The following is a 224-nucleotide window of genomic DNA, read 5'->3' on the forward strand; positions in this document are numbered from 1 at the left end:
AGCGTGGCAGCTACCTATCCTCGCGGGTAGTTTCCCACCAACTACTTTCGGCGTGGAGAAGCTTAACTTCTGTGTTCGGCATGGGAACAGGTGTATCCTTCTCGCTATCGCCACCACACTATTGTTGCTCGTACCTTCAAAACTAGATATTAAGACTATGAATTAAAATTGAAACACTTCAAACTGCTGTAAACTCTTACTCGGTTAAGTCCTCGATCTATTAG

At 44.2% G+C, this 224-nt stretch carries 1 rRNA gene; it reads right to left on the reverse strand.

Features of this window, described 5'->3' with window-relative positions:
• Position 1: 1 nt before the first annotated feature.
• Positions 2-118, reverse strand: a 5S ribosomal RNA gene (gene rrf, locus FD33_RS07095).
• Positions 119-224 lie beyond the last annotated feature (106 nt).

The organism is Companilactobacillus paralimentarius DSM 13238 = JCM 10415 (assembly GCF_001434985.1).
Lineage (GTDB): Bacteria > Bacillota > Bacilli > Lactobacillales > Lactobacillaceae > Companilactobacillus > Companilactobacillus paralimentarius.